A 19,933-nucleotide genomic window follows, 5' to 3' on the forward strand; every position below is an offset into this window, starting at 1 on the left:
CCCGGGGGGCAATCACATGCGCAGGAGTCTCGCTGTCGCGGCGTTCGCCGTCGGCCTCGTCGGGCCGGTGGGCGCGCAGGGCGTGGATCAGACCGACATCGCCTTCTGGCAGTCGGTGCAGGCGAGCCAGAGTCCGGCCGAATATCAGGCCTACCTCGCCGCATTCCCGAACGGCGTGTTCGCCGAACTCGCCAAGCTCCGCCTGCAGCAACTCGGCGGCAGCGCGGCCGCGCCTGCCGTCGCCAGCCCGCCCCCCGTTGCCGCCGCGCCGGTGCCTCCGGCGGTGCCCGCTGCCCCGCCGGCGACGGCGAATGCCGCTCCGGCCGCGGATCCGGCGATTGCCGCCGCACCCGAGCCGCAGCCCGACCCCGACGCGCCCTTGAGCGACGCCACCCTGACCGTCACCCCGGCCAAGGCGCGCGTCGGCATGAAGATGAAGGTCTATTTCGCCGATCTGCCGACGCCCGGGAGCACCGATGTGTCGGTCGTGGTGCCGGCCGGCTCGCCCGCCTCCGCCGGGACCTCTGCAGGGGACACGCCCCTGGCGACCCTCTACATGTACAACGAGACATCCTTCGCCAACGGCTGGGAGATCGGCCCGTTCGCGCCGGGCAGCTACGAGGTGCGCTGGCTGTCGACGCTCTACAACAATGAGAAGCGCTTCGAGATCGCCGCAAAGACCACCTTCCAGGTCGGCCGGTGAGCGCTCGGCTCGGACTCCTCCTTCTCCTCGCCTGGCTCGTCGCGAGCCCGGCCGCCGCTGGTCCGAATGCCGATCTCGTGTTCTGGCAGAGCATCCGGGCGCCGGGGACGGTGGCCGAGTATCGAGCCTATCTCGACGCCTTTCCAAACGGGACCTTCGCGGCGCTGGCGCGCATCCGGATCCAGGCGCTGACCCCGGCTGAGCCGTCGAACGCCGCGCCGGTGCCGGTCGCGCCGATCGCATCCCTCCCGGCCACGGCGGCGCCGGCTGCTCCGCGAGAGGCTGCGGCGCAAGCGATTCTGACGGTACTTCAGCCGCAGGTGCGGGCGATCGACCGCATTCCGGTCGATCTCGACGCGCGGCCGCTGAGCGGCGGCTCGAACTTCCGCCTCGTCACGGTGCCGGCCGGCACGCCCGACGCGCTCGATGCGGAGACGATCGACGCGCTGGGTCTGCCTGTCGGGCCGAAGCGATTGCGCCTGACGCTCGGCCCGGCCGACCACGCGGGCTCGAACGAGGTGCGGCTCTACGAGATCCCGCGCTACGCGGCGGCCTTCACGATCGCGGCTCGCGCAAAGGTGGAGGTCGCCCCCGCCGCAGCCGGCTCGGTCGTCGTGGCGAGCCTCGTCCGGGAGGCTCGCGCGCTCGGTGCCGTCGGCTTCGAAGCGAAATACCGGGACCGGTCGCTGCGGGTGGACGGCCAGTTCCTCCGTCTGGTGTCCGGAACCGCCAGCGCGGATCTCGCCGATCTGCTGCGCGGCACCTGGCACGATCCGACGCGCTACGTGATCCTCTACCTCGGGCATCTCGGCACGCCCAGCGCGAGTGGCAGCGGGCCGGCGGAGGTCGCATGCGTCCTGCCGGCCGAGGATCGTCGGGTGCTCGAGCGGATCGCGGCGCTGCGTCCGGGCAGCGAGGTCGTGGTGGACGGCAGCGGCACCACCTGGGGCGCTTTGCGCGGCGACGAAGCGGTGCTGCTCGATCCGTGCCGGCTGGCGTCCTGAGCGCCGGCCGGGGCGGGAAATGAAGGCCGGCCGTCGCCGGCCGTGACATGCCGCTCGGATTGCTCCCGCGGGGCGGTCCGACGGCTGCAAGGCGCGTGTCCCGCCTCCGAGCGAGGCCTGATGGGGGAGGTGTGTCGTGGGAAGCTTCGTCGGTCGGATCAGCGTGTGGGTGCTCCTGGCGGCAATCACGGGAGCGGCAGCCGCCCCGGGCGCGAAGGCGGGGTCGCCGGGCGGCGGGGCGCCCGTCATGCTGGCGGCGGCGTCCGACCCCTGCGCCGATGCACGCACCCATTTCGACATCGCGCACGAGCTCGGGACCCGCGAGGCGCTGCAGCTGCACATCGACGCCTACCCGAACTGCCCGTTCGCGCCGCTGGCGAAGATGCTGATCGACAAGCTGCCGCCGGAAGCGGCCCCCGCGCCTGGCCCGTCGCCGGCGGTCGAGGCGGCCCCGCCGGCTCCGCCGGCCGTCGTGCCGGCGCCGCCCGCGACCGACGCGGCGCGGGCGGCGGCGGATGATCTGCTGAAGCGCCTCGCCGATGCGATGCGGGTGCCCGCCGGCGCGGTGAGCTTCGACTATGGGGATGCGAGCCTGACCGGCGACGCGCTGACGATCCGCGCGCTGAAGGCCGAAGGCAATCGCGATCAGGGCTACACCGACCGCGTGCTGGTGGAGACGGTCACCGTCGCCGGCCTGCAGGAGGGCGACGGCGACGCCGTCGCGGCCGACCGGATGACGCTCTCCGGCGTCTCGACCGAACACTATGACGGGGCGACGCAGGACTGGGTTCCCTACCGCTCGGCCGAGGAATACGGCGGCATGACCCGGGATTCGGATCGCCCGCAGCTTCTGGTCGACACGCTGACGCTGGATCATCCGCGGTTCGCAGGCGCGGCGCCGGATCCCGATCTCGTCGGCGGCCTCGTCGGTCTGCAGGGCCTTTCGGCCGGCACCATGAAGGTGCAGTTCGCCGGGAAGGACGCGGTGACTCTCAGCGACGTCGCGCTGACGGCCGGCCCGATGGCCGGCGGCGTCCCGACGAACTTGAGCATCGCGTTCCGTCTGGCGGTGGACGGCGCGATGATCAGCGACCAGAATTTCGATTTCGCCAAGCTTGGCTATCCGACCGTCGCACTCGGCGTCTCGGTCGCGCTCTCCTCCGATCCGCAGAGCCGGACGCTCGGCCTCGACCGGCTGTTCCTCACCCTCGACGACGGCTTCCGCCTGTTCGGCGAGGCGCAGCTCGGCGGCATCGATCCGGCCACCCTCGCGCCGGCGCTCGCCGCCGGCGACCCGCAGGCGCAGACGGCGCTTCTCGGTGCCACGCTTGGCCGAGCCACGCTCTCCTTCACCGATACCGGTTTCTCCGGCAAGGCGCTGCGCTTCATCGCCGCGAGCCTGAACACCGATCCCGGCACGCTGCCCGCCCTTGCGGGATTGGGAACGCAAAGCTGGCTGCTCGGGACCTTCGGCAACGCGCCCTTCGCCGCCGACGCGAGCATGGCCGTGCAGGCTCTGCTCCAGAAGGCGGGGGGAAGCGTCGCGGCGGAGTTCAAGCCGTCGACACCGGTTCCGGTGGCCGACATCGTGCAGGCCGCGGGAGGACCGGTGGAACTCGCCGCACTTCTCGGCCGCAACGGAACGACGGTGACGATCAACGGCAAAGTCCTCGACCTTGCCGCGCTTGCGGTGGCGCCGGCCGCGCCATCGAGCGCGCCGGCCGCTCCGACGGCTCCTTCGGCCGCCCCGCCGGCCCTGGCGGCGCAGCTCGATCCGGCCTCGCAGGCGGCTGTCGACACCTGCGACGCGCTCGCATCCGATCCCGACGATCCTCTGCAGCCGGCCGGCGTGGCCGGCGAACGCAACCCGGCGCAGGTCGATTTCGCCAAGGCCGTGCCGGCCTGCGAGGCCGCCCATGCCGCCTTGCCGAACGATGCGCGCCTCGCCTTCCAGCTCGGCCGCAGCTACTTCGCGGCCGGCCGCCCGGAGGATGCGACGCGCCTCTACAAGACGGCGGCCGATGCCGGCGAACCGCTGGCGACCTACGAATATGCGGGCGCGCTCTACAGCGGCAGTGGCGTGCCCGTGGACAAGCGCGGGGCGGCGGCGGCCTATGACGGGATCACCGACGCCGTGCCGCTGGCGCGCGACCAGCTCGCCGAGATGCTGTTCTACGGAGACGGCGTGCCGGCCGATCAGGCCCGCGCCATCGCGCTGTGGACGGCGGGCGCGGAGGCGGGCGACGCGATCGCCCAATACAATCTCGCCGTCCAGTACGTCCTCGGGACGGCGGTGCCGGCCGATCCGCACAAGGCCGAAGAGAACTTCCTCAAGGCCTCGCAGCAGGGCGACGCGGACGCCATGGCCGAGCTCGGCAAGCTCTATTTCCGTGGCATCGACGGCACGTCCGACCTCCCGAAGGCATACCGCTTCCTGTCGCAGGCCGCCGATGCCGGCAGCACCGCCGGTCTTGCCAACCAGGGCATGATGCTGGCGCTCGGCCTCGGCGCGCCGCAGAAGGACGAAAAGGTGGGTGCCGACAAGATGATGGCGGCGCTCGCGCGGCAGGATCCGGACGCGAGCGCGTATCTCATCGAGGAAAAGGCGGACCGCTTCGGGGCCGCGACGCGGCGGGAGGCGCAGCACCTTCTTCGCGACGCCAAGCTCTACAAGGGGCCGGCGAACGGCATCTTCAACGACCGGACATTGGCCGCCCTGCGAAGCTATGCGGAGCAGGGGGCGCAGTAACGCGCCTTACGGAACGAGGCCTCCGGCCGGCGACGACGCTTCCCCCCGACCGACGGCCGCCGGCATGCGGTGCGCGGTGGCGAAGCCGCTATAACGGCTCGCCCGTGGGGCCTTCGAGCCGTCGCTCGTCGAGGCGCATCCGCTGCGGTCAGCGCTTCCGCGTCCGATCCACGACCGCTTACAGGGGGCTGGTGCTGCCGGCCGTCGGGGCGGTCCCGCTCGGCCATAGCCCGGCGGCCGTCAGCCTTGCACGCGCGGATGAACGGAGGCCGGCAGGAACGGCGCGAGGCGCGTCTCGATCTCCTTTTGCAGATGACGGCGACAGTTGACCGCGAGGTTGCCGGGAATGTCCGCGAACTCGCCGGGGCGTGCGACCAGGTTGATCTTGCGCACGAGAACGGGCGGCGGCAGCGCAATGACGTCGATCTCCCGGTGGTCGAAGAACGGGTCGAGGACCATGAAGGGCGTCGAGATCGCCCAGCCCTGACCCCCGCCGACCGAGGCGAGCGCCGACGAGGCCTGGTCGGTCTCGATGCTGCGCGTGACGGTGACGCCCTGCTGCGCGAGGTAGGCGTCGGCCAGCTTGCGCAAGGGGCGGCGACTGTTGGCGAAGCGGATCATCGGCAACCGGCCGGCGAGCGCCTCGAGATCCACCATGGTGTTCTTCGCGATCAGGCCCTTCGGCGCGAGGATGACGAGCGGCTCGTCGACGATCGGATAGATATCGTACCTGGCGTCGTCGAACTCGTAGGCGGTGATCAGAAGATCGATGGCGCCGCTCTCGAGGTCTTCCGGATGGCTGTAAGTCACGGCCGCGCGGATCCGGATCTGCTCGACCACCGGTTCCAGCGTCTGCACGAGCGTGCTCATCAGGTTCTTGCCAAGCGTGTTGAGGATGCCGACGGAGATCTCGGGATAGTTGATGTTGGAGAACGTCCGCATCGCCCGTTCGCACTCGCGCAACTCGTCGACGACCTTCTGGGCGTGGAACCGCAGGTTCCGGCCCGCGGACGTCAGGCTCACCTCGCGTCCGGTGCGTTGCAGCAGGGTGAGCGAAAGCGTCTTTTCGAGGCGCCCGATCCGCTGGGAGATCGCGCCCTGCGAGACGCCGAGCCGTCGCGCCGCCCCCGTCATGCTGCCGCTCTCGCAGACGGCGAGGAAGGTTCCGAGCAGGTCGGAATCCAGGCGTCCCGCAGCGTGTGTCCCGGACATGTCTGTCGTTCTTCCATTCGCCTCCCGACTATAAGAGCCCCTTCTTGTGCTCTGCACAATGCCGCTTCGGTTGTCGTCGGGGCGGCGGGGAGGCTGCAGGACCGGGAGAGACCCGGAGCCTCCCGGACGCTCAGGCCGAGAAGAGGTCCATCGTCCAGTTCGCGAGCGCGAACAGGCTGGCGTCCTCGTCGACGCGCCCCATCAGTTGCAGGCCCAAGGGCATGTCGCCGTCGGACAGCACGGGGAGCGACAGCGCGGGGACGCCGAGAACCGAGGCCGGGATATTGAAGCCGGCATCGCCGGTGCTCTCCAGCCCGACGGGCGCCGCACCGGTCGCGGCAAGGGTGACCACAGCGTCCGCACCTTGAAGCAGCGACGCGTAGCGGCGGCGGAGCGCAGCGCGGTCGTCGAGGGCCGCGCGATAGTCGTCCTGCGTGAGCGACCGGTTGCGCTCGATCCGCTCCCGCGTCAGCGGATGGAGCTTCTCCGCGTCGGTCCTGGCGTAGCCGCCGACCGGCCAGCGCCCCTCCCACCCGAGGATGGTGTCCGATAGCGAGCCGACCTGCGCGATTGCCGCGTCCATCGCGTCGAGCTCGGCATCGGCCCCGCGGGTCACGATCGTCACCCCGGCCGCCTGCAGCCTGTGGCAGGCGGAGGCGAAGGCCTCCCGGGCGCCCGGTGCGGCGCGGCTCCATCCGTCGGTCTCCAGGACGACGAGCGTCCGGGGCGCTGTCGCGGCAGGCAGCGCTTCCGGGCCTGTCACGCCCGGATAGCCTGGATCGCCTCCGGTCCGCGCCACGAGGGCCTTTGCCGTCAGCCAGATGTCGTCGAGCGTGGTCGCGATCAGGCCGGTGCAACTGTGGCTCAGATAGTCGTAGGAGCCGCCGCGATTGAAACCGCCGATGCTCGGCTTGTAGCCGATGACGCCGCAGTAGCTCGACGGCCTCAATGTGGAGCCGACCACCTGCGTGCCGAGGGCCAGGGGCACGAACCCGGCGCCGACCGCCGCGCACGAGCCCGAACTCGAGCCGCCCGGCGTGCGCGTCGGGTCGTGGGGATTGGTGGTCTCGGCGAACTGCGGGCGTGAGGCGAATTCCGTCGTCGCCGTCTTGCCGAGGATCAGCGCGCCGGCATCGCGCAGCGCCTGCACCGAGGCGCTGTCGCGCCGGGTTTCGAAGCCTTCCCAGAGGGGCGACCCCTGGCCGGTCGGCATGTCCGCCGTCTCGAGGATGTCCTTGATGCCGACGGGCATTCCGTCGATCGGCGACAGCGGCTCGCCGCGCCTCCAGCGCGCTTCGGACTCCGCGGCCTCCGCCCGGGCCCGTTCGATCGCCATCGCCTTGAAGGCCTTCACGACGGACTCGCGCTTGCCGATCTCCGCAAGGCAGGCTTCCAGAACGGCGACGGGCGAATCCTCGCCGGAACGGAAGGCCTCGGCCCTCGCGGTGTAGGAACCGATCTGCGTCATGTCATCCTCCGGCTTGCTGCATGCCGACCGTCTGGGGCCGGCCGTTGAAAGGCGTCGACTGAGGGTGGAGCGTCCGAGCCGCCGGGCGGCCGCCGCCCAGGAGCAGGGCAATGCCGGCTCCCGCCACCAGCAGGCTGTTTGCGACCAGCCCTCCGGTCGTGCCCATCGAGGCAAAATCGGCGAGTGACCCGACGAGGATGGGGCCGAGCACGAAGCCGGCGTCTCCCCAGGTGCGCATCAGGCCCATCGCGGGCCCGTAGCGGTCGGCCGGCGCGACGTCGGCGGCATAGGCCGCAACAGCAGGTGCGTTGAGGCCGCCGCCCAGCCCGAGGGCGATCATTCCCGCCCAGAGCCAGATTGCGCTCGTGCAGAAGGCGACGACCACGAGGCTCACGGCGATCAGGATGGCGGACGCAATGGTGACAGGTCGGGCTCCGAAGCGGTCGACCAGCATGCCGGTGACCGGCAAGACAGCGAAATTCGAAAGCGCCTGCACCGTCAACAGCAGGCCGATCGATCCGATCTGCATGTCGAAGCGCATCGTGGCGAGCAGCGGGATGAGCTGCCATTGCGCGGCGGTGCGGGTGAAGAACACGCCGAACGTCACCAGGCAAATCAAGACGAAGACGCGATCCGTAAAGAGGCCGCGACCGGAGTCTCGCGCGGCGGGCGGCGCAGTGGCGCGCCCTTCGGACGGCTCGCTCAAGCGCACGGGTTCGGTGATCTGGGTGGCCAGAAGGGTGGCGACGACGCAGACCGCCGCGTAGGCCCAGAACGGTGCGGCAAGCCCGAGCTGACCCGCGATGAACCCGCCGACTGCAGGCCCGATCGCAGTCCCGACAAGAATGGCGCCCTGGTGCAGCGCCATGGTGCGGCCGCGGTTCTGCGGCGTCGAGATCTCGGCAATCGTCGACTGGGCGATCGTCATGTAGATGCCTGAGCCCAGGCCCTGAATGAAGCGAAAGAGGATCAGCGTCGTCAGCGTGCCGGCGAGAGCCGCGCCGACCGCGCCGAACACCAGAATCACCGGACCCGCCATCAGCAGGATCCGCTTGCCGTGCCGCTGAAACAGGAAGCCGGCAGGCAGGTTCACGATCAGCCGCCCGACGCCGAACAGCGTGATGATCATGCCGGAGAGCGTAACGGAGGCGGAAAAGGTGCTGGCGTACAGCGACAGGATCGGTGCCACCAGACCCACGCCCGACATGACGAAGACGTTCATGGCGCAGATCAGGCCGAGTTGCGGCTGCCGGATGACGGGGAGGAGAAGTCGTGAAATCAAGCGCATGTCACTCGGGCCTTGCCGTCTGTCCGGATGTTCGTCCGCTCGCGCCGACGCCGACCACGCCGCGCGGCAGCGTGCGCCCGGCGGGGTATCGGTGGTGACGGATACAGGTTGAATCGCCGCGACGGCGCGGCACCGGGAGCGGCGGTCGGCCGACCGACTGCGGTCGGCACGAGGAGCCCGTCCTGCCGCACCGGCCGCTGCTACGCTGCTACGCCGCCTCGGTCAGGCGGCCGGGGCCAGCACCGGGGCCCGGTGGGATGTCCCCTTCGGCAGCGTGAACTGGTCCTTCTCGATCGTGTCGAAGAAGGCGAGGATCTCGTCCGTTTTGACGACGTCCGCATACTTGGCGTTCATGTCGCAGAGGTTGATCGCATGGCTCGCCTGGCTGCGGTCGAAGCAACCCTCTTCGGCCAGGGCCACCCGGTAGTTGAGGCTGAACGCATCGAGCACGGTGGCGCGCACGCATCCCGACGTCGTCGTGCCGGTGATGATCACGCTGTCGCAGCCGAGCAGCGTCAGATAGGAGGCCATGTTCGTGCCGAAGAAGCCGGAGGGCTTCTGCTTGTAGACGACGATGTCCTGCGGCGACGGGGCGATGTCGGAGACGATTTCGTTGCCGTCGAGGTTGGTCTCGACGGGCTTGCGGGAATCCTCGCCCGAGCGGCCGTTCTTCCAGGACCAGGAGCCGCTGTCCCAGTTGTCCTCCCTGCGCACGCCGGTCGTGTAGATCACGGGAATGCCCCGGTCATGCGCCTTGCCGATCAGCGCCTGCAGGTAGGGCATCGCCTCCCATGCGTCCTCGCCGCAGGAGTTGCGCCACTTCTTGATGGTGTCGAGGATGGGTTCGGGCTTCTCGCTGCAGAAGGCCCAGTTGACGTCCACCACGAGCAGCGCCGGCCGCTTGCCGAAGCCGCCGCGGGCGCCGTAGCCCGAGGCCGCGAAGACCGCCTTGTCCCGCTCGGTCAGAAACTTGTCCCACACACGTTCGCTCATCTGCTGTTCGTCCTCTTGGTCCGGTGGAGTTGCGACCGGGGGCGGCGGTGCCGCCCGCGGCCGCGGGTTGCCTCAAGATCAGTCTGCCGACCGCATCTTCTTCCAGAAGCTCATGTCGATGATGTCGCCGTAGGGCACGTCCTGCTTCAGGATGCCGGCGTCCATGACCACGGCCTTGCCCGTATCCCAGGCTTCCGGCTCGATGTTGCCGTCGGCGCTCCAGAGGTTGTCGGCAAAGGCGCGGTCGAGCGTCGCCTTCATCGCCTTCTTGTCCATGGTCGGAAATTCCTTGGCCGCGACCTTGGTCGCTTCCTCCGGATTGTCGTGGGTGAAGGCGAGGCCGCGCGAGATCGCCCGGACGAAGCCCTCCACCAGCTCCGGCTGGTTCTCGATCGACTCCTGCCGGACGTTGAGCGTCGAGTAGGTGTAGGGACCGAGCTCCTTGGGCACGTTGTAGAACGGCTCGTTCCACAGCCCCTCGTCGATGCCCTGGGTCAGCATCGGCTCGGAGAGGACGCCGATATCGGCCTGCTTGGTCTTCAGCGCCGCCATGATGCCGGCGGTCGCCAGCTCCTGCAGCACGACGTCGGTCTTCGGATCGAGATGATTGACGGTGAGGATGTACCGGGTGATCGAGTTCGGGGTGCCGCCGAAGGCACCGGTGGCGATCGTCTTGCCCTTCAGGTAGTCGGCCATGCTCTGGCCGTCCGCGGGCCCGGGCACGTCCTTGCGCGAGACGAGATAGACGTTGCCGCGGTTGACGACGTTGACGACGGCGCGCAGTTCCGCGCCTTTCGCCTTGGCGAAGGCGTCGTGCTCCGGCCCGCCGATGAAGGCGAAGGCCTGCTTGGTGAGGACCGCATTGGTATGAGCGCCGCCGCCATCGACGGTGAGCACCGAGGCGTCGATGCCTTCCTCGGCGAAGTAGCCCTTGTCGATGGCCACATACATCGGCAGGTAGCCGAGGCTGTGGACCGGTTCGGCGATCACCAGCTCTTCGGCAGCGCTGGCGCCCGACGCGAGGCCCCCAGTCAGCATGGCGGCCGCAAGGGCGGTCCTGAGAAGCACCTTCATGATTGTCTCCGGTTGTCGTTCGTGAGGCGTTGCGTTGCGTGCGCCACCGGGCCTCCGTCCTTCGCCGGGAAGGCGGCCGCGATGAGTGGGGGGTGAGTGCCGAGGTGTGGGTGGTGGAGCGCCTAGTGGACCACGCCCTTCCGCAGCCAGGTCTCGAGCCAGGACACGGCGACGTACATGGCGATCGAGAGCGCGGAGAGGACGGCGACGGCGACCCAGACGAGCGCGATCTCGTAGGTCTGCCCGGCATAGAGGATGGTGCGGCCGAGACCGTACTGGGACGAGATGAACTCGCCGACGATCGAGCCGGTCAGGGCGAGACCGATGTTGATCCGCAGCACCGAGATGATCCAGGGCAGGCAGGCTGGCACGACGAACTTGGTGAACACCTGCCAGCGGCTCGCACCGAGCGAGTAGAACAGCCGCTCGGAGTCGCGGTCGAGCGCCTTGACGCCGGCATAGGCCGTCAGCGTCGAGACGACGACGGTGAGCGCGATCGCGATCGCGACCTTCGAGGACAGACCCATGCCGAAGACCAGCACCACGAGGGGCGCCAGCGCCAGCTTGGGCAGGGATTCAAAGCAGATGATGAACGGCTGGACGACGGCCGCGTAGTTCTTCGACCACCAGAAGGACAGGCCCAGCGCCGAGCCGATCAGCGTGCCGAAGAAGAAGCCGAGCAGCGTCGAGCGGAAGGTGAAGGCGATGTCGGTGAAGGCCGAGCCGGTGGTGAAGAAGATCTTCGCGGTCGCCCAGATCGCCGAGGGCTGCGACCAGAAGAAGGCGTCGATGACGCCGAGCCGGGCGCCGATCTCCCAGAAGGCGACGATGCAGACGAGAATGCCGATCTGGATCGAGAGGATGACCGGGGCCGGCCAGACGGGCGTGGAAGGCAGCTTGCGATAGCCGCGCCGCGAGGCCGCGCCCGGCTGAAAGCGCGCGATGCTCTGTGAGATGGCATGGATCATGATCTTGACCTAACGGGAGGGTTCACGCGGCGGCGTCGAGGCGCTTGTCCTCGGTGCCGGGGTCGAGCAGGCCGAGGCAGTAGTGCTTGAGCTCGACGAAGGTCGGCTCGACCACCACCGAGCGCGGGCGGGGCCGGGCCAGCGGCGTCTCGATCCGCTCCACCACCCGCCCGGGCCTCGTCCCCATCACGCAGATCTCGTCGGAGAGGTAGATCGCCTCGTCGATGTCGTGGGTGACGAAGATGACGGTCTTGTTGAAGTCGGCCCAGATCTTCAGCAGCCATTCCTGCATCTGCGCCTTGGTCTGCGCGTCGAGCGCGCCGAAGGGCTCGTCCAAGAGGACGACGTCGTTCTTGAGCAGCAGCGTGCGCAGCAGCGCCGCGCGTTGCCGCATGCCGCCCGACAGGGCGCTCGGATACTGGTTCTCGAAGCCGCCGAGCCCGTAGCGCGCCAGATAGGGGCGCGCCCGGTCGCGGGCCTGGCCGGCCGGCATGCCCTGGATCTCCATGCCGAGGATGACGTTGTCGAGCACCGTGCGCCACGGCAGCAGCAGGTCCTTCTGCAGCATGTAGCCGACGCGTCCGATCTGGCCGGTCGCGTCCTCGCCGTCGATGAGCACCCGCCCGGTGGTCGGCGGCTGCAGGCCGGCGACGATGTTGAAGATCGTGCTCTTGCCGCAGCCGGACGGGCCGATCAGGCTGATGAACCGTCCCGCCTCGACGACGAGATCGACCGGCGCCAAAGCCTCGAAGGGGCCAGCCTTGGTCTGGAACGTCATCGACACGTTCTCGAGGCTGAGCTTGGAGGGTGGGTGCATTCGGATCTCCGTTCCTCACCAGCCGCTGCCATCAGCCATCCTATTGGCGCAGCGGCCTTCGATCTGGGAGAGATGCAATGCCCGTGCCAGTCTTTGAAAATCACGAGAATTCAGGGCTTTGGCGGAAAATCGCCTGGGCCGGAGCCTGCCTCGGCGGCACGCGGCCCGATCGGACCTCGATCGGCACGGATGGCCTGCGCAGCTCGGGCAGCCCGCCCGATCCATATCGCCGCCGATGCGCCGTGCCTCGGACGCCCGTTGCTCACCCCGCGAACAAGGGGTGCAGCGTGTCGAGTGCAGATCCCTTATAAAGATCAGCGGGTTGGCCAATCCATTAGATGATCTAATGGCCGATGGATGCGCCTGCATAAACAATGGGCGCCGTCCCATTAAGCACGATCGTTTGCGTCGTCGGCGACCATCGGGACGAGCACTCGATGTCGAAGCGGTGAGGGCTGCCGTGCGGCTGCCGGCGGCCCGGCCTGCGGCAGCCTCGATCCGCAACGTTCAGGCAGGAGGGATCCACACGCTCACGGCGAGCGGAAGCAGCCGGCGGCTGCGCCGGCTCGTGCGCATGCAAGGCATTGCGATGGTCCGATGCGGGCGGGGCAGGGGCGTCCGACGCGCCCGATGGTTTCGCGCGCCGATGAGATGATGATCACGGCGCCAGCGCGATCGCCGCCGGGCGCCTGAAGCCGCTGCACGCCTCCGCCGAGGGCGGCGTCCGGATCGCCGGCAGCTGCGCGGCTCGCATCCGGCCGAAGCGCGAGCGCCGGCGTTCAAGATCTTGATGTCGAAATGGCGCGCCCGAAAGGATTCGAACCTCTGACCCCCAGATTCGTAGTCTGGTGCTCTATCCAGCTGAGCTACGGGCGCTTCCACACGGATGCGAGTGACCTCGGCGATCCGGCGTGACGGCTACCTAAAGGCTCGGTCCGGCTTTGGCAAGAGCGCCGAAGGAGAAACTTGCGCCGCCCGCTGCGCGGAGCAAGGACGCACCGGTTTCGCGCCGGCACCGGCGACAACGGCGGATGGATCGCGCGGAGGACGCGGGAGGCTCCGGCGGCGCAGGCGCGCGGTGCAGGCGGCTCGCCGCAGGGCGGGCCGGCCGGCTCGACGGAAAGGACCGCGGCGCGATGCGGATTCGCGTCAGGCGGCGCGCTCCGAAAGGCGCGGCGCGGCGCCTTCGCGGGGCGGCAGCTCGATCTCGAAGCGGGCGCCGGGGCCGGCACGCTCGGCGAGGCGGATGCTGCCGCCATGCGCCTGCACGATCTCGGCCGCGATCGCGAGGCCGAGGCCGGTGCCGCCGGCCCGGGCCGAGCCGCGAAAGGCCTGGAAGAGGTTTTCGCGCGCCCGCGGCGGCAGGCCGGGGCCGGTGTCCTCGATGGCGACGAGCGCGCCGCCGTCCGCCTGCCGCTCGGCCTCCACCGTGATCCGCCGCAGCACCGCGCCGGCCCCCTCGCCCTCGAGGGCCTGGACGGCATTGCGCATCAGATTGGCGAGGGCGCGGTGGAACTGCTCCGGATCGACCTCGATCTCGAGGTTTTCCGGCACCGCATTGACCTGTTCGATCGTCGCCTCGTCGCCGGCGCAGACCTCGGCGAAGACCTCGGCCACCAGCATCTGGAGCCGCAGGCGGCGGCGCACCGGCGCGCTCTCGACCGCCCGCCCGTAGGCCAGCACCGACTGGGTGTAGGCGACCGCCCGGTCGAGGCTGCGCAGGAGCGTCGGGGCGAAGCGCTGCACCCGGGGATCGGCGACGTCGGCGAAACGGTCGGAGATCAGCTGGGCGGAGGCGAGGATGTTGCGCAGGTCGTGATTGATCTTCGAGACGGCGAGGCCGAGATCGGCGAGGTGGCGCTGCTCGCGCAAGGTCCTGGCGAGGCGCTGCTGCATGTCGCGCAGCTCCGCCTCGGCCAGACCGATCTCGTCGCGTCGCGGGCTCGGGGTGATGATCCGGTCGGCATCGTCCGGCCGCTCGGCAAAGCGCATCATCGAGCGGGTCATGCGGCGGATGGGGCGGATCAGCAGCAGGCTGATCGCCACGAAGACCAGCCCGGCCGCAAAGCCCGCGACCGCGAGCGACAGGAAGAAGATGTTGCGCGCGTAAAGCAGCATCGCGCGCCGGAGCCCGGCCTCCGGGATCACCACCTCCGCCCGCATCGCCCCGTCGCCGACGCCGCCGAGGATGCGCAGCATCCGGTCGCCGCCCTCGAACAGCGTGTCGAAGGCCGCCGCGATCATCCCGACCGGCCCATGCGCGTCGAGGTCGAACTCGCTGTCGACCATGCCGAGATCGTCGGACTTGGCGAGGAGGCGCGAGGCGCCGCCCATCTGCAGCGCCACCAGCCGGGCATCGAGCGCGCGCAGGAGGCCCACCTCCTGCTCGGGCCGCAGCACCGGCAGCCCGTCCGTGCCCCCGTTCTCGGCCGCGATGCCGGCGACCGCGGCCGTCTCGATCTTCTCGCGCAGCCACTGCTGGCGGAAATTGGCGACCGAGGGCACGAAGATCAGCACCTCGGCCAGCATCACGAAGAGCATGGTCAGCCAGAGCAGCTTGATCGACAGGCGGAAGGCGAGAGTGGGCCGGGCGTCTGAAGGGCTGGACGGCTGCTGCACGCTGGTCGGACTCGTCTTCTTCCCGTGGCCGAACGTCGGGCGGGTAATCCCGCCGTCGCGAGCTCGTGAGGAGCTCAGTGATGAACTCTTAAAGCCTTGTGCGGCGTGATCAACCGAAGCGTTGCAGCAGACGGATCGCCACGCGGACCGCGCGGTTTTGCGCATGGGGAGCATAATAGGCGGTGGCGGCGCGTTTCGCCACCTCGCCAAGCGTCGGGTAGGGCGCGACGAAACCCTGCAGGGCGGACAGCTTCAGGCGCCGGGAGAGGACGAGCGAAAAGAGGTTCGTCATCTCGCCGGCGCCCTCGCCGGCGATGCCGGCGCCGAGGATGCGGCCACCGCGCCCGACGATGAGCTTCAGAAGCCCGTCGATGCACCCGTCCGTGCGGGCGCGGTCGTTCTCGTCGAAGTGCGCGCGCAGGACGGTGACCTTCATGCCGCGCGCCCGCGCCTCCGCCTCGGTCAGCCCGACCTGGCCGAGCTCCGGCTCGCTGTAGGTGACGCGCGGCAGCGCCACCTTGCGCGCGTCGATGGGCAGCCGGAAGAGGATGGCCCGCACCGCCAGCCCCGCCTGGTGCGCCGCCGCGTGGGTGAACTGCGGGCCGCCAGCCGCATCGCCGATGGCATAGACGCGCCGGTTGGCGGTGCGCAGGTCCGGGCCGACCCGGATGCCCTTGCTGTCGGCCTCGATACCCGCCCGCTCCAGCCGGAGACCGTCCGTGACGACGCGCCGACCGGCGGCGACGAGGAGGTGGCTGCCGAGGACAACCCTCTCGCCGCCGGCCGGATCCTGCACCGTAAGGGCGACGCCACCCTCCGGGCCCGGTCCGATCCGCAGGACGGTCGCGCGCTCGAGGATCGTCACGCCTTCGGCCCGTAGGCGGCCCAGCACGACCTCCACGAGTTCCGGATCCTCCTTCGACAGCGCCGTGCCCGCCTCGACGATCGTGACCGCGGCGCCGAGCCGGCGGTGCGCCTGCGCCAGCTCGATGCCGATCGGTCCGCCGCCGACGACCAAGAGATGCTCGGGCAGCCGGTCCAGCTCGAAGATCGTCTCGTTGGTGAGAACCGGCACGGTGTCGATGCCGGGGATCGGCGGAACCACCGGCGCCGAGCCGGTGGCGAGCACGAAGCGGCGCGCCCGGATGCGCTGGCCGCCGGCAGAGAGCGTTTGCGCGTCCTCGAACGCCGCCTCGGCCCGGATCACCGTGACGCCGAGCCCGGTGAAGCGCTCCTGCGAATCGTGCGGCGCGATGCCGGCGATCACCGCCCGCACCCGGCGCTGCACGGCGGCATAGTCGACGTCCGGTTCGACGGAGCGGATGCCGAAGGCATCGGCGCCGCGCATGGCCTGTGCCCGCCGGCCGGCGGCGATCAGCGCCTTGGAGGGCACGCAGCCGGTGTTGAGGCAGTCGCCGCCCATGCGGCTGCGCTCGACCAGCACGACGTCGACGTCGAAGGCCGCCGCGGCCGCCGCCACCGTCAGTCCCGCCGAGCCGGCGCCGACGACGCAGATATCAGGCGTCAGAAGCGACATCGGCGCGACCCTCCACCCGGCGCGGCCGGTCGAGCACGCGCTTCTTCAGGACGAGCCCGAGGAGCGACAGAAGCGCCATGCCGGCGAGGGCGAGCGTCGTCTGCAGGCTGACGAGATCGGCGAGTTCCAGGTGGCGGCTGGTGCCGAAGGCCGCCAGCGTCGCGGCGAGGCCGCTGCCCAGCGAGGCGTAGATCATCGCGCCCGGCGCGATGCCGATCAGCGTCGCCAGCACGAAGGTGCGCAGCGGGATGTCGAAGAAGGCGGGGGCGATGTTGACCGCGGCGAAGGGGAACAGCGGCGACAGCCGCAGCACCAGGAGGTAGCCGAAGGCGTCGCGACGGAACCCGTCGGCGAAGCGGCGGATGAGGCCGTTGCCGACACGCTCGCGCAAGACGTCGCCGAAGGCGGTTCGCGCGGCCAGGAACAACGCCGTTGCGCCGGCCGTCGCGGCGAGGATGGTGAGGAGGCCGCCGGTGAACCAGCCGAACAGAAGGCCACCGGCAAGTGTCAGAAGGAGCGTCGCCGGGAACACCAGCGTCACCGCGGCGGCGTAGACGGCGACGAAGCCGAGACCCGCGAGCAGCAGGTGCTCCCGCGTGTAGGCCTGCAGCGCCGCGGAACGCTCCGCCAAGGCGTCCAGCGAGAGGTAACGGCCGGCGCCGGCCCAGCAGGCGATCGCGAGCGCGAGCGCGATGCCGGCGATCGGGGCATAGCGCAGCCAGGATCTGCCGTTCGTCCTCGCCTGCGTCATCGGCGTCGTTGCTCCCGCCCCGGTCGAACCCACTTGCGCGTTTACTCCTGCCGCGACCCCGCCGGCCGCGGCAGCCCCGCCGGTCCCGATGCCGGCAAGGGATCGCACACTTGGCGGTCGAGCGGGCGTCAAAGGATGGTGAGAGCGCCGGAGCGGGACATCACGAAGATGCGCCGGCGCTTCGGCTCCGGTGATTGACTTTGCGCCCCGATCCTTCTTATAAGCCCCCGCACGAGCGGACTTCGTCCGGTGCGGCATGAACCTGCACGCCCTTTCGTCTGCTCACCGGTATCCCGGAACCATTCGATCAAGAGGCCTGCGCCGGGCGCGGGAAAAAGAGCATGAAGCGCACCTATCAGCCCTCGCGGCTCGTTCGCAAGCGTCGCCACGGCTTCCGCGCCCGGATGTCCACCAAGGGCGGCCGCAAGGTCATCGCCGCCCGCCGCAACCGCGGCCGCAAGCGCCTCTCGGCCTGAGCCGTCCGGTGACGGCCGAGGCGCCGCGCCCGGCCGTCGAGCGGATCAGGAAGCGCGCCGACTTCCTGGCTGCGCGTGCGGGCCGTCGTCTGAACGGCCCGTTTTTCTTCGTCGAGACGCGCGACCGCGCGGATGGAGCCCCGCCCCGCGTCGGCTTCACCGTGACCAAGAAGGTCGGCAACGCCGTGGAACGCAATCGCATCCGGCGCCGGCTGCGTGAGGCGATCCGTCTCGGCTGCAGGGCTGACATGCTCTGCGGCTTCGATTATGTGATCGTCGCCCGTCGCGATCTCCTCCACTTGCCCTTCGCGACGCTCACGAGCGAACTGTCGCGGCGCTTCGGCCGGATGAGCGGCGCGGCGCAGCCCCGCCCGAAGCGCGAAGCGCCGGGCGAACCCTCACCGGGGACGACTTGATGCAGAACAACCGCAACTTCCTCATCGCGATGGTGCTGTCGGTGGCGGTGCTCGTCGCATGGCAGTTCCTGGTGATCGGCCCTCACACCGCGGCGCAACGCCAGCAGCAGGAGGCGGCCCAGCAGACGAGCGGCGAGGCGCAGAACCCGGGCTCGCTGCAGACGCCGACGACCCCGGCCGGCACGCCGCAGGCCGACAATGCCGCCCCCTCCGGCCGCGAGAGCGTCGTGCCGGGCCAGACGCCCGCCAACTCGCCCGCGACGCCGCAGACGCGCGAGGCCGCCCTTGCCGGCGGACCGCGCATCCGCATCGACACGCCCGCGGTGTCCGGCTCGATCAACCTGCGCGGCGCGCGGCTCGACGACCTCCGGCTGAAGAAGTACCACGAGACGGTGGACGACGGCTCCCCGGCCATCGTCCTCCTGTCGCCCGAGAGCACCAAGGACGCCTATTTCGCGGAATTCGGCTATTCCGGCCAGGACGTCGGCCAGCTGCCGGGACCCGGTGCGGTCTGGCAGGGCGACACCAGCCAGGTGCTGACGCCGGATCAGCCGGTGACGCTGACCTTCACCAATCCGCAGGGCATCACCTTCACGCGCAAGATCGCCATCGACGCGAACTACATGTTCACCGTCACCGACAGCGTGAGCAATGGCGGCTCGGCGCCGGTGTCGCTTTCGCCCTATGGCCGCGTCATCCGCTTCTCCAAGCCGGCGGTCGCGCCGAGCTACGTCCTGTTCGAGGGGCTGCTCGGCGTCTTCGGCGACGCCGGCCTGAGCGAGGTCAAGTACTCCTCGATCGAGAAGGACGGCGAGACCCATCCCGACAAGGCGAAGACGGGCTGGCTCGGCATCACCGACAAGTACTGGGCGACCACGGTCATTCCGACGGGCGAGCGGGCGTTCAAGCCGACCTTCCGCTATGCCGACCAGGGCCGACCCTACTACCAGTCCGACTACATCGAGGACCCCGTCGAGATCGCGCCGGGCGCCAGCGCCGACGTAACCACGCGAGTCTTCGCCGGCGCGAAGGTCGTCGACCTCATCGACGACTACGAGCACCAGCTGAACATCCCGCGCTTCGGCCAGCTGATCGACTGGGGCTGGTTCTATTTCATCACGCGGCCGATGTTCCACGCGATCGACTGGCTGTATCGCCTGTTCGGCAATTTCGGCCTGGCGATCCTGACCGTCACCGTCGTCCTGAAGCTCGTCTTCTTCCCGCTCGCCAGCAAGTCCTACAAGTCGATGGCGCGCATGAAGGCGATGCAGCCGAAGATCATGGAGATGCGCGAGCGCTACAAGGACGACAAGGTCAAGCAGCAGCAGGCGATGATGGAGATCTACAAGCAGGAGAAGATCAATCCTGCTGCGGGCTGCTGGCCGATGCTGGTGCAGATCCCGGTCTTCTTCGCGCTCTACAAGGTGCTCTACGTCACCATCGAGATGCGGCATGCGCCGTTCTTCGGCTGGATCCAGGATCTGGCCGCGCCCGATCCGACGAGCCTGTTCAACCTGTTCGGGCTGATCCCCATCACCCTGCCGCACGCGCTGATGATCGGCGTCTGGCCGCTCCTGATGGGCGTCACGATGTTCGTCCAGATGCGGCTGAATCCGACGCCGCCGGACCCGACGCAGCAGATGATCTTCACTTGGATGCCGGTGGTGTTCTGCTACATGATGGCGGCCTTCCCGGCGGGCCTCGTGATCTACTGGACCTGGAACAACACCCTGTCGATCATCCAGCAGACCGTGATCATGAAGCGCAACGGCGCCAAGATCGAGCTGTTCGACAACCTCAAGGGCACGTTCAGGCGAAAGCCGAAGGAGCAGGGGACGAGCTGAGGCTCGGCCCCGGC

General features: G+C 69.6%; 16 protein-coding genes and 1 tRNA gene. 6 read left to right on the forward strand and 11 right to left on the reverse strand.

Annotated elements, in window-relative coordinates; all coding sequences use genetic code 11:
• Positions 1-16 precede the first annotated feature (16 nt).
• From NPA30_RS15545 to NPA30_RS19645, 3 genes are all read left to right on the forward strand, one after another.
• Positions 17-703 carry a hypothetical protein gene (locus NPA30_RS15545; RefSeq protein ID WP_256803683.1) on the forward strand — a complete coding sequence of 229 codons (687 nt, stop codon included), beginning with the start codon at positions 17-19 and terminating at the stop codon, positions 701-703.
• Positions 700-1,707 carry a hypothetical protein gene (locus NPA30_RS15550; RefSeq protein ID WP_256803684.1) on the forward strand — a complete coding sequence of 336 codons (1,008 nt, stop codon included), beginning with the start codon at positions 700-702 and terminating at the stop codon, positions 1,705-1,707. Before NPA30_RS15545 ends, NPA30_RS15550 begins: the two co-directional genes overlap by 4 nt.
• A 136-nt stretch (positions 1,708-1,843) precedes the next feature.
• Positions 1,844-4,456, forward strand: a complete 2,613-nt coding sequence (locus NPA30_RS19645) for a tetratricopeptide repeat protein (protein ID WP_256803685.1) — start codon at positions 1,844-1,846, stop codon at positions 4,454-4,456.
• A 240-nt stretch (positions 4,457-4,696) separates the two neighbouring features.
• On the opposite strand, the gene NPA30_RS15560 is transcribed toward NPA30_RS19645, so the two are convergent.
• The 11 genes from NPA30_RS15560 to NPA30_RS15610 form a co-directional block, all read right to left on the reverse strand.
• The gene (locus NPA30_RS15560; protein WP_256803686.1) at positions 4,697-5,668 is read right to left on the reverse strand and encodes a LysR family transcriptional regulator; all 972 of its coding nucleotides are present in this window, start codon (positions 5,666-5,668) and stop codon (positions 4,697-4,699) included.
• A 130-nt stretch (positions 5,669-5,798) separates the two neighbouring features.
• Positions 5,799-7,136 (reverse strand): amidase, encoded by a 1,338-nt coding sequence (locus NPA30_RS15565; protein ID WP_256803687.1) that lies wholly within the window; start codon positions 7,134-7,136, stop codon positions 5,799-5,801.
• Position 7,137: 1 nt separating this feature from the next.
• Positions 7,138-8,424 (reverse strand): MFS transporter, encoded by a 1,287-nt coding sequence (locus tag NPA30_RS15570; protein ID WP_256803688.1) that lies wholly within the window; start codon positions 8,422-8,424, stop codon positions 7,138-7,140.
• Positions 8,425-8,646: 222 nt separating this feature from the next.
• Positions 8,647-9,417: an isochorismatase family protein gene (locus NPA30_RS15575; RefSeq protein ID WP_256803689.1), complete on the reverse strand. Its 771-nt coding sequence runs from the start codon at positions 9,415-9,417 to the stop codon at positions 8,647-8,649.
• Positions 9,418-9,495: 78 nt separating this feature from the next.
• A complete protein-coding gene (locus NPA30_RS15580; protein ID WP_256803690.1) occupies positions 9,496-10,491 on the reverse strand; it encodes an ABC transporter substrate-binding protein in 996 nt (331 codons plus the stop codon).
• 122 nt (positions 10,492-10,613) lie between these two features.
• Entirely contained in the window at positions 10,614-11,459 is an 846-nt protein-coding gene (locus NPA30_RS15585; RefSeq protein WP_256803691.1) for an ABC transporter permease, read from the reverse strand.
• Between the two features lie 22 nt (positions 11,460-11,481).
• Positions 11,482-12,276 (reverse strand): ABC transporter ATP-binding protein, encoded by a 795-nt coding sequence (locus NPA30_RS15590; RefSeq protein WP_256803692.1) that lies wholly within the window; start codon positions 12,274-12,276, stop codon positions 11,482-11,484.
• Between the two features lie 799 nt (positions 12,277-13,075).
• A tRNA-Arg gene (locus NPA30_RS15595) sits at positions 13,076-13,152 on the reverse strand.
• Positions 13,153-13,425: 273 nt separating this feature from the next.
• The gene (locus NPA30_RS15600; protein ID WP_256803693.1) at positions 13,426-14,895 is read right to left on the reverse strand and encodes a HAMP domain-containing sensor histidine kinase; all 1,470 of its coding nucleotides are present in this window, start codon (positions 14,893-14,895) and stop codon (positions 13,426-13,428) included.
• A 109-nt stretch (positions 14,896-15,004) separates the two neighbouring features.
• Positions 15,005-16,432: a dihydrolipoyl dehydrogenase family protein gene (locus NPA30_RS15605; protein WP_256803694.1), complete on the reverse strand. Its 1,428-nt coding sequence runs from the start codon at positions 16,430-16,432 to the stop codon at positions 15,005-15,007.
• Positions 16,413-17,183 (reverse strand): TVP38/TMEM64 family protein, encoded by a 771-nt coding sequence (locus NPA30_RS15610; RefSeq protein ID WP_256803695.1) that lies wholly within the window; start codon positions 17,181-17,183, stop codon positions 16,413-16,415. Before NPA30_RS15610 ends, NPA30_RS15605 begins: the two co-directional genes overlap by 20 nt.
• Before the next feature lie 341 nt (positions 17,184-17,524).
• On the opposite strand from NPA30_RS15610, the gene rpmH reads away from it, so the two are divergent.
• From rpmH to yidC, 3 genes are read left to right on the forward strand one after another with little or no spacing between them, the layout of a single operon-like run.
• A complete protein-coding gene (gene rpmH / locus NPA30_RS15615; protein WP_256803696.1) occupies positions 17,525-17,659 on the forward strand; it encodes a 50S ribosomal protein L34 in 135 nt (44 codons plus the stop codon).
• Positions 17,660-17,667: 8 nt separating this feature from the next.
• Positions 17,668-18,075 carry a ribonuclease P protein component gene (gene rnpA / locus NPA30_RS15620; RefSeq protein ID WP_256803697.1) on the forward strand — a complete coding sequence of 136 codons (408 nt, stop codon included), beginning with the start codon at positions 17,668-17,670 and terminating at the stop codon, positions 18,073-18,075.
• Positions 18,075-19,919 carry a membrane protein insertase YidC gene (gene yidC / locus NPA30_RS15625; protein ID WP_256803698.1) on the forward strand — a complete coding sequence of 615 codons (1,845 nt, stop codon included), beginning with the start codon at positions 18,075-18,077 and terminating at the stop codon, positions 19,917-19,919. The genes rnpA and yidC overlap by 1 nt, the downstream gene beginning before the upstream one ends.
• Positions 19,920-19,933 lie beyond the last annotated feature (14 nt).

This window comes from Mangrovibrevibacter kandeliae, assembly GCF_024519155.1.
GTDB lineage: Bacteria > Pseudomonadota > Alphaproteobacteria > Rhizobiales > Rhizobiaceae > Mangrovibrevibacter > Mangrovibrevibacter kandeliae.

Coding starts and splice junctions, on each gene's coding strand:
- NPA30_RS15590 (WP_256803692.1), bottom strand. CDS start 12,276: ATGCACCCACCCTCCAAGCTCAGCCTCGAGAACGTGTCGATGACGTTC.
- NPA30_RS15565 (WP_256803687.1), bottom strand. CDS start 7,136: ATGACGCAGATCGGTTCCTACACCGCGAGGGCCGAGGCCTTCCGTTCC.
- NPA30_RS15580 (WP_256803690.1), bottom strand. CDS start 10,491: ATGAAGGTGCTTCTCAGGACCGCCCTTGCGGCCGCCATGCTGACTGGG.
- NPA30_RS15605 (WP_256803694.1), bottom strand. CDS start 16,432: ATGTCGCTTCTGACGCCTGATATCTGCGTCGTCGGCGCCGGCTCGGCG.
- NPA30_RS15570 (WP_256803688.1), bottom strand. CDS start 8,424: ATGCGCTTGATTTCACGACTTCTCCTCCCCGTCATCCGGCAGCCGCAA.
- rpmH (WP_256803696.1), top strand. CDS start 17,525: ATGAAGCGCACCTATCAGCCCTCGCGGCTCGTTCGCAAGCGTCGCCAC.
- NPA30_RS15575 (WP_256803689.1), bottom strand. CDS start 9,417: ATGAGCGAACGTGTGTGGGACAAGTTTCTGACCGAGCGGGACAAGGCG.
- NPA30_RS15610 (WP_256803695.1), bottom strand. CDS start 17,183: ATGACGCAGGCGAGGACGAACGGCAGATCCTGGCTGCGCTATGCCCCG.
- NPA30_RS15585 (WP_256803691.1), bottom strand. CDS start 11,459: ATGATCCATGCCATCTCACAGAGCATCGCGCGCTTTCAGCCGGGCGCG.
- NPA30_RS15560 (WP_256803686.1), bottom strand. CDS start 5,668: ATGTCCGGGACACACGCTGCGGGACGCCTGGATTCCGACCTGCTCGGA.
- yidC (WP_256803698.1), top strand. CDS start 18,075: ATGCAGAACAACCGCAACTTCCTCATCGCGATGGTGCTGTCGGTGGCG.
- NPA30_RS15545 (WP_256803683.1), top strand. CDS start 17: ATGCGCAGGAGTCTCGCTGTCGCGGCGTTCGCCGTCGGCCTCGTCGGG.